The organism is Flavobacterium gyeonganense (assembly GCF_029625295.1).
Taxonomy (GTDB): domain Bacteria; phylum Bacteroidota; class Bacteroidia; order Flavobacteriales; family Flavobacteriaceae; genus Flavobacterium; species Flavobacterium gyeonganense.
Genome location: NZ_CP121112.1, coordinates 2,650,264 through 2,663,408, shown reverse-complemented (window position 1 = coordinate 2,663,408; position 13,145 = coordinate 2,650,264). Strand labels below are relative to the sequence as shown.

Below are 13,145 nucleotides of genomic sequence, written 5' to 3'. Positions count from 1 at the left end.
TCGCTTCTTTAGCGGGGAAAAGATATAATGGACAGCAGGATTAGCTTCTAATACAACTATAAATTATATTTCATAGAAAAAATGATGTATCTCGGCTGGACTGTGTATTGAGAAACTCTTGTTGAGAACTGCGAAAAGTTGTCATCATTGAGATATTTGGTGTTTAACAAGTTGGTAGCTGCAATTTTATATTCCCATTTGCTGTTTTTCTTCTGATAAATTAAACTGGCGCTTAAAAAATCATATTCGTTATTGACTGATTTGTTTCCGTTGTAGTAATGATAGAATTCATACTCAGAAACGAAAGAAAAACTATCCAGAAAATAATAGTCTAATTTTGCAAACGGTTTATCTGTATAAAAAGTCGAGCCGCTGTATTTGTTGATCAGCATATTATAACCAAACTCAATATTGGGCAGATTTTTATAATTCGTAGAAGCTTTTGCGGTATAACTTTGAGTAAAACTCTCTGTTGTAGCCGGCTCCCCATTTTGTCTGTTATTGAATTTTGACCAATTAAGACTTGCAGTTGCTGAAGCTTTGTAATTTTTTAAAAATGAACGGCCATAATTTCCCATTCCGGAAAGGGTTTCGTCTGCCAAATTAGAATTATATGGCACTGATGACTGGTTTATTCCTTCGAAATCGGCTTCAGTTTTTATAGCATCTACTTTTCTGGTATAGGTTGCATTAGCAAAAATGTTTTCAAAATTGAACATATTGTACTTGAAGTAACGAAGCGAATGTACTTGTGAAGTTGCATTTTCAAGGGAACGAACTCCACGGAACAAACTGCTGTAATCTGACAGAACATAACCTTCAGCCAATTGATTGATATCGGTAAAATCATTGGTCAAAGAAAAATTATAAGTCAGTGTTTCTGATTTTTTGATTTGATAAAGAGCAAAAAAATCCGGTAACACTTTTGTGAAATTCTGCGAATAATCTGTACCTGATTGGGTGTTTGTCATTGTATACGAATGCAGGCTGAGACCGGGTGTCAACGTAAATTTACCCGCCAGAATCTTATAATGAAATCCTAAAAAAGTATCATTAAAATTATAGTTTACATCATTATTATTAGTAGATCCGTTCAGGTCATTTTTATCTCCGTTATCCAGAATCTGAAAAATATGAGAGTTGAAATTTTGGTACGAATATGTATTCCCTAACGTTATATTGATATTGCTTTTGGGTGTTACCATGTAATAGTAATCCAGTTTGGCATCCACTTTATTGGTTTTTACAAAACGATCCTGATTTAAATCATTTCTTTGCTGACCTGCAGTATAACCTAACAAATTAAAAGGCTGTGTACGTAGATTAGCATTATAAAAAGGATTTTCATCCTGATATAAATGCTGCATTTCAAAAGCAAAAATATTTTTGTCGCTTTGTGTGTAATACAAGCTAAGGTTTTGATTTATAGAAGTCGGATTTTGTTTTTTGTTCGTAAAAATATTTTCTGACCCTGTGATGTTATTCACGACCTGCTGACGAAGTAAATCGGTATTTTCTTCCTGCTTGGTCAGCTTGGTTAAAATATCATAATCAAATTGAAATTTATCATTGGGTTTATAAGTCGAGCTTAATTTAAAAAGTCCCAGATTATTCTTTTGATGCGTTTCTTCGTCTCTTTTTTGCTGATCTCCAGAACCTAAATAGGTGGTCTGAGATTTGGTTTCTAAATCTGTTTTTGAAGTCGAAAGAATTCCGAAACCGCTAATATTCCATGCTTTATTAACCGAATAAGCAAAATTTGTGGCACCAAATTTCGTTTCGATTTCTTTAGCACGATTATTTCTTAAAAGTGAAATTCCTACATCATTTGAAGATACATTAAAATTGCTTCCGCCTTTTTTCATCATATTTTTAAACCCGCCTGTGAATTTGAAGTAATCCTGAGCTGTCATTGGCAACTCTCCAATGTTATTAAAATTCGTAATTAAATTTATACTGTATTTTGGACTGTAATAAAACAATTTCGGATTGATAACGTAACGGCTGTCAAGTTCTCCAACACCGGTTCCGGCTGTTACATCGCCAAACCAGAAGTTCTTTTTACCTTCTTTCAGCTTGATATTCATTGCTACATTATCCTGATCGTTTTCAAGACCTTTTAATGCACTTACTTCATTATAGTTTCTAAGAACCTGAATTTTATCAATAGCATCAGCCGGAATATTTTTGACTCCCAATTTGGTATCTCCGTCAAAAAAATCTTTGCCTTCCACCATTAATTTACTGACCTTTTTCCCTTCTACTTCTATTTCTCCATCGGCATTTACCTCAACACCGGGTAATTTTTTAAGAACGTCTTCGAGTTTTCTTTCGGTTCCGGATTTAAAAGAATCGGCATTATACACAATAGTATCGCCTTTTATCGAAACCGGCATTTCACGGACAATTTCGACGCCTTCTAATTCGATTCCGGTTCCATCCAGAACTATGCTTTGAGATATATTTTCAGATTTGGTTGCAACGGCTATTTCTTTAGATTTCATTCCCAAATAACTTACTTTTATAGTGTAAGCGGTATTTGGTTTTAAGGTGAGCTGAAATTTCCCTTTATCATTGGTAATTCCGTACGAATCCATTGCTTTTGTACCATTATTTATAGCCATAATGTTGGCCATTTCCAGCGGATTTTTCTGGTCATCCTGAATAAATCCATCAAAGCGGACACTTTGAGAAAAACTCAAAGAAGTAAATAAAAAAGCTACGAAACAAAGTATTTTGTTCATTATAAGAGATTAGAATTTGTTTTTTTTAATTGGAACTTATTGTTATTTATCTCCCCATCATCGGTGGACCTCCTGCGCGCCCACGATTCATTTCCCTAAACTCTTTCATCTTTTTTACAACTGTTTCGTCATACTCTTTCTGCGAAATTTCTTTTCCTTTGGATGGTGCTTTGATATCTGCTTTTTCTTTGGCATTCAAAACAATTTTTGAACACAAAATAGTAGTTGTGCCATCATTAACTTCTAAAATTAAACCCGGTAATCCCCAATAATTTTCCGGTCCCTGATTAATTGGAATTTCAGGCGTATACCAAGCTGTTACAATTATTTCCTTTGGGATTTCAAAACTGTCCTCAAAGTTGGTTTTGGTATCACCGGATGATTTTTTTGCATCATCTTTTTTATCATCATTATTTTTAGGCCTGAAATTTCTAAAATCAGTTTGACTGGCTTCTTTTACAACAGTTGCTTTGTAACAATTATAACCTCCAATTTGTTTGGTTTCCTGTTCTAATTTCCAATTTAACCTTGGGAGGGAATCTTTTACCAAAAATTCTTTACCCATGAATTCTTTATCGACGGTATAGGTTTTACTTTTAACATCTTTATAAAAAGTGCCGCCCCCGCCCATCATAGAGCTCATCATCATTCTCATTCCACCGCCTTGCTGTCCGGGAGTTTCTAATTTTTCTTCTTCTTTGTAAATAGATGCCGATTTATTGAAGTTTAGTACAAATGTTTTTTCCAACATCTGCTTCATTCTTTCTTCGATGCTTTTTTGCATTTCAGGTGTAATATCACGGTTTCCTGCACGCATTCCATCAAATTTAGGCGTCTGTGTTTTTGACTCATAAACAGCCATTCCCTGAAAATCTTTCTGCGCCTGTACCTGACTGAAAGCAAGTACTAAAAGCAAATAATATGGTAATTTTTTCATTGTTTCTTTTTTAAATTTTAAGTAAATCCGATAAAACTTACATTCAAATGTATTATTAATTTTAAAATACCGAAAGTTAAATATATCAATTGAGCCAGCCTATAGACAAAACAGCTTATTAATTAGACCATTAGAATGTCTGAAAGTTTAAAATCAAATACAATTAAAAAAGCATTTTGATGTAGTTTTTTGTAATTTGGCTCTTTACAAATGCAATTCAAATGAGCAAAATACCATGCAAAATTTTATTTTTACTTTTTTTCTTCTGTTCTTTTTCGGTTGTTTTGGGTCAGAATCTAAAGAAAATTCCATCTCCTCTTTCCAATTTTCCTACTGATGCTGATGAATTTTTAGGTTATGACTCTTTTGGATATTCTTATCAGATAAAAAACAATATTTTCAGAAAAATAAAAGGAAACGAAATTTTTGAATATAAGAATATTTCATTGGGAAAAATCACAAAAGCAGATATTCTGAATCCGCTTAAAATTGTACTGTTTTATGAAGATTTCAACAGTGTAGTTTTACTTGATAACCAGTTAAATAAAATTACAGAAATTAATTTTTCTCAAAATAATATGCCTATCGTAGCCACTGCTGTTGGTATGTCAATACAAAATCAGTTATGGGTTTATAACGCCCTGAACCAGCAAATAGGTCTTTTTGATTATTTAAAAAACGAGTATAAAACGGTTTCAACACCATTAACAGAAAACATAAAATTTTGCCAGACCGATTTCAATACTTTTTACTGGATTGATGAAAAAAATAATTGGTTTTTCTGTGATATTTTTGGCAAGACAACCTCTTTAGGAAAAGTTTCTGAATTTGATAAAATACAAATTTTAAGCCCAAAACAATACATTTTCAGCAAAGCTAATCTGTTGTATTTTAAAGACATTCATAAGGATGGATCTGAAAGTGTTTATGAAATTGAAGTACAGGAAAAATCATTACATAAATTCTATTGCAAAGACCAAATTTTATCTATTTTTACACCTAAAGAAATTACCAATTATAAAATCGTAATACCGTAATGCACATAGCAATAGCAGGAAATATAGGCGCAGGAAAAACAACTTTGACTAAATTACTGGCCAAACATTTTAAGTGGGAGCCCCATTATGAAGATGTTGTTGACAATCCGTATCTGGATGATTTTTACCATCAGATGGAACGCTGGTCATTTAATTTGCAGATTTATTTCTTAAATAGCCGTTTTCGCCAGGTGCAGCAAATTCGGGAAAGCGGAAAAAAATCGTTCAGGACAGAACGATTTATGAAGATGCTCATATTTTTGCCCCTAATCTATATTCGATGGGTTTAATGACTACCCGTGATTTTGAAAATTATACTTCCTTATTTGAATTAATGGAGTTGTTGGTAAAACCACCTGATTTACTAATTTATTTAAGAAGTTCTATTCCGAATTTAGTTGGGCAAATCCACAAACGCGGACGCGATTATGAGAACTCTATTTCAATTGATTATTTAAGCCGACTAAACGAAAGATACGAAGCCTGGGTCCAAACATACACAAAAGGAAAACTATTGATTATTGATGTTGACAATATTAATTTTGTTGATAATCCTGAAGATTTAGGAAACATCATTAACAGGATTGATGCCGAATTGAACGGATTGTTTTAAGAATATTTTTAAACTGATGATATAAATGCCTCTGAGATTTAGGAGGCATTTGTGTTTAATTTCTACTGCTCTTGCCAATAATCAACATCTGGTGTATTTAATGGCTCTTTACCTTTCTCCCATTTAGGGAAGACAAAACCTTTTGGTAATATATATTCCGGTGATAGTTGCTTTTCTAATTTATAATCATATCTCCCAAGTTTAAAGACCATAATTTTTTTTTCTGCATTTTTACCATTTAATGATAATGTACCAAATACAGCATCTTTATGTTCATCTTTTTCAATACATATAAGTAATCTTTTAAAAATTCCTGATTTTAAAAGATTTTCTAAATTTTGGGGCAAAATTATTTTACCACTATACCATTGTCTGTTTTTATAGTTTTTTTCATAAGTGTACCAGCTAATATCTAATTGAACAGGAGATTTATGCTTTTTTTCTACAATATTTTTTGTTCTTATTTCTTTTTCACCCCAAGGAATAAATGAATCAGATTTGTCTAATGAAAACCAAGAGCCATCTTTTGCATTAAATGTCAAATGATAACTATAAGATTCTTCTCTACTGCTAAACCCAATATAATAATTATACTCTTTTTCACTTTCTATGCCGTTGTAATGTGTTCCTAAAACATAAGGATTCTGTGCATTATCGCCTTGAAAACCTACCAAAACCTCTTCACCGATTTCGGGAATAAAATAATTATTATTCACAACCTTTCATTCAAAAAAGCTTTAGTAAGGTGTAGGTTTAGTAAACGATTCCTGCGAAATAATGGCCTCTTTCATGTCTGTTTCAGCAGTTGCTGTTTTTAGTTTTATCGAAATTCCTTTTGTTTCCCGAGGTTTTGTATTTCGGTCTATTTCGATTATAAAATTGATTTTTTCTTCTGCTTTTATAGTCTCAAAAATGGCTTTGGACTTTTTTTCATCAAAGAAAATATCACTTTCCATGCGTCTGTCATTAACATCATGCCAGACAATATTTATTTTTCGGGGAACTGCTCGTTCTTTTATTGGCATTACATTACCATTTAAACTCAAAAAGATTGATTCAAACTCTCCATTTATATAATTAATGCCGATAGTCTCTACTTTGTCTTCTTTTTTAACAATTGGTGTGATAGGATATTTTTGAAAAAGAGTTTCCCAATATCCAAAAGGGATTGTTCCGTTTTTAATCTGGTCTTTTATTTCTTGAGGCAATCTGCTAACTAAATCTGCTACATCTTTATCCATTTCACTATTATCTTCCATTTGTTCACGAGCAACTTTCCAATCTACATTATTATCAACGTGTGCCTTATAGCGCCCTATAATAGTCATGTTTGACGGACTCCAGACATACAAAACTACCATCCCCCCCGGAAATAGACCTGCATTAATAGTAAAATCGAAATCATTTACAACACCAACTTTTTTCGTTTCAACATCCCAATAGGGACTTTCACTACCATTTATCATTAGGGATTCGATTTTTTCAGAATCCAGTTTAAAAATACCCGAATAACTTTTATTTTCTGTATAAGAAAGCCATGTTATATCCAGTATTTTAGGAACTATTCCGGTAGCTTCTCCGGACGAAGAACCATCATTATCTCCAAGATTATAGCTATTTATGATATCCCCAAAAGGCATATAAACATAACCGCTTTGGGGGTGGTCACTTAATAATAAATGCCCTGAAAATATTTCAGCAGGGTAGTTTTTAGGGGTACAAACAGAAGCATCCCAAAAATATTTTTTTCTTTTATTTTGTTTTGGCAAGAGTTGAATGTTATGCTTGACAACGTAATTAATGTTAGCAACTTTAAAATTTTGCTCATATTATTCTAAGATTATTTTTCTAAAAACAAATTATTATTGACAATATTTCATTCAAAAAAACATCAATAAGGTGTAGGTTTAGTAAACGATTCCTGCGAAATAATGGCCTCTTTCATGTCTGTTTCAGCAGTTGCTGTTTTTAGTTTTATCGAAATTCCTTTTGTTTCCCGAGGTTTTGTATTCCGATCTATTTCGATTATAAAGTTGATTTTTTCTTTTGTTTTGATAGTCTCAAAAATGGCTTTGGACTTTTTTTCATCAAAGAAAATATCACTCTCCATGCGTCTGTCATTAACATCATGCCAGACAATATTTATTTTTCGGGGAACTGCTCGTTCTTTTATTGGCATTACATTACCATTTAAACTCAAAAAGATTGATTCAAACTCTCCATTTATATAATTAATTCCGATAGTCTCTACTTTGTCTTCTTTTTTAACAATTGGTGTGATAGGATATTTTTGAAAAAGAGTTTCCCAATATCCAAAAGGGATTGTACCCTTTTTAATCTGGTCTAATATGTCTTGTGGTAAATCTTTTGTATTAACTCTAATTGTCTCATCAAAGCCCTCTTGTGTTTTCATTATTTCATGTGCAATTCCCCAATCTACAGTTTTATCTTCATGCGCCTGATACCTTCCTACAATAATCATATTTGATTGACTAAATACATATAAAACGACCATTCCTCCAGGGAACAATCCAGCATTAATAACAAAATGATAATCTTTTACAATACCAACTTTTTTCGTTTCAACATCCCAATAGGGTCTGTCACTACCGTTAATCATTAATGCTTCTATTTTTTCTGAATCGAGTTTAAAAATACCTGAATAACTTTTATTTTCTGTATAGGAAAGCCATGTTATGTCCAGTATTTTAGGGGCTATTCCTGTAGCTTCTCCAGACGAAGAACCATCATTGTCTCCTAAGTCCTCACTATTTATTACTCTGTTAAAAGGCATATAAACATAACCACTTTTGGGTTGATCACTTAATAATAAATGCCCTGAAAATATTTCAGCAGGGTAGTTTTTAGGTGTACAAACAGAAGCATCCCAAAAATATTTTTTTCTTTCATTTTGTTTTGGCAAGAGTTGAGCATTATATTTAAAAACGTTGTTAGTATAAATAATTTAAAAGTTTTTTTCATATTACTATCCTGAAATTATTTTTCGTTTTCTAATGATGTTACTTAAGTGATCCATCTGGGTTTCTATATCTACTGAACGAAAGATACAAAGCCTGGATTCAGACTTACGCCAAAGGAAAAAATTACTGATTATTGATGTTGCCAATTAATTTTGTTGATAATCCTGAAGGTTTAGGAAACATTATTAACCGAATTGAATGGATTGATTTAAAAATATTTATAAGAATGAAACAAAATGCCTCTGAAATTTCGGAGGCATTTCAATCTTTAACTCAAAAAACATCAATAAGGCGTAGGTTTAGTAAATGATTCCTGTGAAACAATAGCATCTTTCATGTCTATTTCAGCAGTTGCTGTTTTTAGTTTTATCGAAATTCCTTTTGTTTCCCGAGGTTTTGTATTTCGATCTATTTCAATTATAAACTTGATTTTTTCTTCTGCTTTGATAGTCTCAAAAATGGCTTTGGACTTTTTTTCATCAAAGAAAATATCACTTTCCATGCGTCTGTCATTAATATCATGCCAGACAATATTTATTTTTCGGGGAACTGCTCGTTCTTTTATTGGCATTACATTACCGTTTAAACTCAAAAAAATCGATTCGAACTCTCCATTAATGTAATTAATTCCGATAGTCTCTACTTTATCTTCTTTTTTAACAATTGGCGTAATAGGATATTTTTTAAAAGAGTTTCCCAATACCCAAAGGGAATTGTTCCGTTTTTAATCTGGTCTAATATTTCTTGTGGTAGATCTTCATTCATATAATTGACATATTTAGTAATACCTTCTTTATCTTTCATTGAAGGATGTGCAACTTCCCAATCTACATTTTTATCTTCATGCGCCTGATACCTTCCTACAATAGTCATATTCGATTGACTAAATACATACAAAACTACCATCCCACCGGGAAATAATCCTGCATTGACAACAAAATGATAGTCTCTTACAACACCAACTTTTTTGATTTCAACATCCCAATAGGGTCTTTCACTCCCATTTATCATTAATGCTTCTATTTTTTCAGAATCCAGTTTAAAAATACCCGAGTAACTTTTATTTTCTGTATAAGAAAGCCATGTTATATCCAGTATTTTAGGGGCTATTCCTGTCGCTTCTCCAGACGAAGAGCCATCATTATCTCCTAAATCCTCGCTATTTATTATTCTATTAAAAGGCATATAAACGTAACCGCTTTTCGGTTGGTCACTTAATAATAAATGTCCTGAAAAAATCTCGGCAGGGTAGTTTTTAGGTGTACAGACAGCAGCTGTCCAATTATATTTTTTTTCTTCCATTTTATCTTGACATGAGATAAGCGTTATATTTAGCAACGCTGTTACTATAAATAATTTAAAAGTTTTTTTCATAAGACTATCCTGAAATTTTTTTTCGTTTTCTAATTACATTACCAAGATTATCCTTCTGTGGTTCCATACCAACCCCGTCCATACTGGCAGAACAATGCAAATATTTGTTACGTAAATCAGGAAGCAAATAATAATCAGTGACTATTGTATTAAAATCATTAATTTCTTGTTGGTTTTTCCATTCTTTTTTTCGTTTCAATTCTATTTGTTTTTTTGTGTGAAATTTCATTTTAGGTTTTCCTTCGAAAGCATACGCGTCTATTCGCTCCTTAACTTTATTTAATTCTTTTGGAATCTTATAATCTTCATTGAGAATCTTATATTTCCATGGGATTTTATATTTGCGTTTTCCAAATTCTGCCATAAGATGCAGAATTACAAAACTGTATTTATTACTCAGAGTCCTTGTACCTTTTAAATAATAAGGAACTAATGAAGGTAATTCTTTTAACTGATTAGGATTAAACCAGCCCTGCTCCAGTACAAGTTTTTTTTCGTCTTCAATTTTAGTGGTATGCTCGGTAAGTATTACAATTTCTTCTCCATTTTTATATCCTCCGCCAATATCGGAGTGACATCCCGGAAGTGTAAGCTCAATGCTGTTAGCTCCCGCACTGTCAATATTGGTAAGCGGGAAATTCTCGCGGTATTCGTCTTCTGCGGTAAGGTGTACTGTAAACCCAACAGCAGGAATTTGCAGTGGTACTTTGTCAGCATCAATATCATCTAAAACATTACTGCCGTAAGAAGACACTGTATCGTATAGTCCTAAAAGTCGTATTTTTATTCGATAAGGTTTTACTTTATAGCTCAGTTCCTTAAAGGCTTTACCTAAATACCCCTGATTGTAACTGTCTTTATCTCTGGGATTTTTTACCTTATACAATTCATTCACAAAAATACGGGCTGCTGTAGCACCGCGACTAAAACCAAAAACATCAACATATAAAGTACTTATATTTAGTTCTTTTTCGTCTTGCAATTTTTTTACAATATCCTGACATCCTTTTTCTACTTTTTCAAAAAGACCAGTTTCTCCAGTACCATATCCCTGGCCTCGGGTAAAATCACCGTAATAATCAAGTGTCCCATCTTCATTTTTATCCGGATTTTTGGTACCAATTCCTTCTACATAAACAGAATAATAATGTTTTTTCTTCTCATTTAAATATGCATTTTCCAATCTGTCCACATTAGAATGATCGTTTCCATAACTGGTGTTTGAACCATCCTTGCTTGATGCGTAGGTATTTTTCAATTCCGGATCCTTTCGCCTGCCTTCAATATTTTCTCTATTGTTTGAGGTACCGTCAAAGAAAACGCCCATGTAAACGTCATTTCGTTCTTTATCATCCTCTTTAGGTGGCACAAATCGTGGTTTGCCAAATAGTATATTGCTCATTTTGTTACGATTTATTACCTTTTATATTTATCTTTTTTACCGAAATCAAGGTCAGGTTTTCTTTTGTTGCCACTATTACAATTTTTTCGGTGGTTTCGTGCATTGTACCTGAGAAACTTGTGTGAGTATTCTTTATTTTTATATTTAAATTCTTTGCTGTTTTATTAATTGCCATAAATATTATTTATTAAAAGAAATTTGATTTTTCGACACTATTTATTTCTACTGTTTTATTAGTGCTTTCTAAAAGCATATTTTCTTTGGTACTAAAAATGGTAACTTCTTCAGCATGTTGTGTTGATTCTAATGAATGTCTAATATATTCCTTTTCTATTATCTCTGTTTTATTATTTGCACTCTCAGTAAAATCTCCTGCTGCATTAATATTTACATCATTACCTGCACTTTGTGAAATATCTTTACTTGCATCAACATCAACATTCTCCCCTGCACTTACAGAAACATTTTTACCTGCTGTAATACTGATATTCTCCCCTGCATCAAACGTCATATTCTTTGGCGCACTTACATTAGTATTTCCATTCCCATCCATAAAATATTTATTCCCGCTAGGATCTTCAATCAAAATACTTCCATCTCCGTCGTTCAGAATAAATTTGATTCCTGAGCGGGTGTGAATCGCCTTCACATTATTCTGACCATCTGCATAACCGCTAGACTGACTTCCATTATATTGTGTTCCTAAAATATACGGATTCTGTGCATTGTTTCCTTCAAAGCCTACCAAAACCTCTTCATCGATTTCCGGAATAAAATAAAATCCTTTTCCTGAGCCCGAATGTGGCTGTATCATTCGAATCCATTCGCTTGAATGGTTTCCGCCTGCCCAGTTAAACTCTACTTTTACACGGCCTAAACCTTCAGGATCATTGTTGTCTTTTACCTTAGCTGGCTGTGTTTCTGCTTTGGCAAATACATTTACGTCTGTATAATGAGGTGCTGCAACATCTGCCGGAATAGCTTTAAAATTACAGGCATAATTTCCGTGTACCTGCGAGATATGTGATACTTCTGTCACAATTAGTTCGTGTTCTACAGTCTGGTTTACGATACTGAAAACCTGTCCTAGCCCTAACGGAAAATAAGATGTTCCACTGTAATATACACTATTGGCATCGCTGCCTGCTGTTTGCAGTCTGACCATTTCTTCTATTTCTTCGTTGCTTTGGGCATTTGTAGTGTAAGCTCCATTGTTCAGGTCGTTTTGAGCAACGGTTCCCTGATTGTGTCCCACAACGGCAGAGAAACTGTCTTTGCTTCCGGAAGATGTTCTTGCTGAGGCATTACGAATATTGGCTGCTCCACTATAATCATACCCTCCCAAAGAAATTTTATGCGAAGCCATATTGGCCTGAATTTTAAAACTATGCAGCGAAGCTCCGTTGATGAGTTTTACCTGACTGGTTTTCGTTTGTCCGAACTGCATGCGCATTCCGTCAAAATAGAACCATTGTCCGTAACGTTTGGCTAATCGTTTTAAGAAATCAAAATTGGTTTCATTATACTGAGCCATGTAGTTGAATTCCTGAAGATAAGTAGATTTTATAGCATCTCTTTCATAGAATTCTCCCGGCCCTTCTGCCAGAATATCCAATACGATATCATCCATACCTCTTTGCTGATAGGTTCTTGATTTTTTCATATCATCCAGTACTATACTATGACTGATGCCTTTGACATGCAATCCTTCGGCACTGCCATGGAGATCTATAGAAGAAAGTTCTGTAATGATTCCTTTGCTCATCAATCTGATTCCGGTTAAGCTCTTAAAAGTAAAGATAACTTCATCGCCAAGATAAGTTCTGATTGCCTTTGCCTGATCTGCCGGGTTTATGACGGCCTTGCCAGTATATTGCCATACAAAAGAAAAGTGATGGTGATCTGCCATCTTTTGTGACACTTCTAAATTATGATAAACTACGTTTTGGGTAAAACTGCCTATACTGATATGTACTTGTTCTGAAAAATGTGCCATAAGTTATTTGTCGACTAATAAGTAAGAATTTATTTTCAAAAATAGCCTTTAAAATTAATTT

At 33.2% G+C, this 13,145-nt stretch carries 11 protein-coding genes and 1 pseudogene; 2 read left to right on the top strand and 10 right to left on the bottom strand.

What is annotated here, in order from left to right:
- Positions 1 to 56: 56 nt before the first annotated feature.
- Both P5P89_RS11620 and P5P89_RS11615 read right to left on the bottom strand, forming a co-directional pair.
- On the bottom strand, positions 57 to 2,744 hold the full coding sequence (locus P5P89_RS11620; RefSeq protein WP_278008480.1) for a carboxypeptidase-like regulatory domain-containing protein: 2,688 nt from the start codon (positions 2,742 to 2,744) through the stop codon (positions 57 to 59).
- Positions 2,745 to 2,790: 46 nt separating this feature from the next.
- A complete protein-coding gene (locus P5P89_RS11615) occupies positions 2,791 to 3,681 on the bottom strand; it encodes a GLPGLI family protein (protein WP_278008479.1) in 891 nt (296 codons plus the stop codon).
- A 221-nt stretch (positions 3,682 to 3,902) separates the two neighbouring features.
- Here P5P89_RS11615 and P5P89_RS11610 point away from each other — a divergent pair, with 221 nt between their 5' ends.
- Complete coding sequence (locus tag P5P89_RS11610) at positions 3,903 to 4,718, top strand: hypothetical protein (protein ID WP_278008478.1); 816 nt, start codon at positions 3,903 to 3,905, stop codon at positions 4,716 to 4,718.
- A pseudogene (locus P5P89_RS11605) lies at positions 4,718 to 5,331 on the top strand (deoxynucleoside kinase). The gene P5P89_RS11610 and the pseudogene P5P89_RS11605 overlap by 1 nt, the downstream one beginning before the upstream one ends.
- A 62-nt stretch (positions 5,332 to 5,393) precedes the next feature.
- Here the strand turns inward: P5P89_RS11605 and P5P89_RS11600 are convergent.
- From P5P89_RS11600 to P5P89_RS11565, 8 genes are all read right to left on the bottom strand, one after another.
- Positions 5,394 to 6,047, bottom strand: a complete 654-nt coding sequence (locus P5P89_RS11600; protein ID WP_278008477.1) for a phage baseplate assembly protein V — start codon at positions 6,045 to 6,047, stop codon at positions 5,394 to 5,396.
- Positions 6,048 to 6,068: 21 nt separating this feature from the next.
- Positions 6,069 to 7,100: a DUF2931 family protein gene (locus P5P89_RS11595; protein ID WP_278008476.1), complete on the bottom strand. Its 1,032-nt coding sequence runs from the start codon at positions 7,098 to 7,100 to the stop codon at positions 6,069 to 6,071.
- Positions 7,101 to 7,222: 122 nt separating this feature from the next.
- Positions 7,223 to 8,254 carry a DUF2931 family protein gene (locus P5P89_RS11590; RefSeq protein ID WP_278008475.1) on the bottom strand — a complete coding sequence of 344 codons (1,032 nt, stop codon included), beginning with the start codon at positions 8,252 to 8,254 and terminating at the stop codon, positions 7,223 to 7,225.
- Positions 8,255 to 8,595: 341 nt separating this feature from the next.
- Positions 8,596 to 8,883 carry a hypothetical protein gene (locus tag P5P89_RS11585; RefSeq protein WP_278008474.1) on the bottom strand — a complete coding sequence of 96 codons (288 nt, stop codon included), beginning with the start codon at positions 8,881 to 8,883 and terminating at the stop codon, positions 8,596 to 8,598.
- 68 nt (positions 8,884 to 8,951) lie between these two features.
- Positions 8,952 to 9,686: a DUF2931 family protein gene (locus P5P89_RS11580; protein ID WP_278008472.1), complete on the bottom strand. Its 735-nt coding sequence runs from the start codon at positions 9,684 to 9,686 to the stop codon at positions 8,952 to 8,954.
- Positions 9,687 to 9,690: 4 nt separating this feature from the next.
- Positions 9,691 to 11,088: a T6SS phospholipase effector Tle1-like catalytic domain-containing protein gene (locus P5P89_RS11575; RefSeq protein WP_278008471.1), complete on the bottom strand. Its 1,398-nt coding sequence runs from the start codon at positions 11,086 to 11,088 to the stop codon at positions 9,691 to 9,693.
- Between the two features lie 4 nt (positions 11,089 to 11,092).
- On the bottom strand, positions 11,093 to 11,263 hold the full coding sequence (locus P5P89_RS11570) for a hypothetical protein (protein ID WP_278008470.1): 171 nt from the start codon (positions 11,261 to 11,263) through the stop codon (positions 11,093 to 11,095).
- Positions 11,264 to 11,275: 12 nt separating this feature from the next.
- Positions 11,276 to 13,084 carry a type VI secretion system Vgr family protein gene (locus P5P89_RS11565; protein WP_278008469.1) on the bottom strand — a complete coding sequence of 603 codons (1,809 nt, stop codon included), beginning with the start codon at positions 13,082 to 13,084 and terminating at the stop codon, positions 11,276 to 11,278.
- Between the last annotated feature and the right edge of the window lie 61 nt (positions 13,085 to 13,145).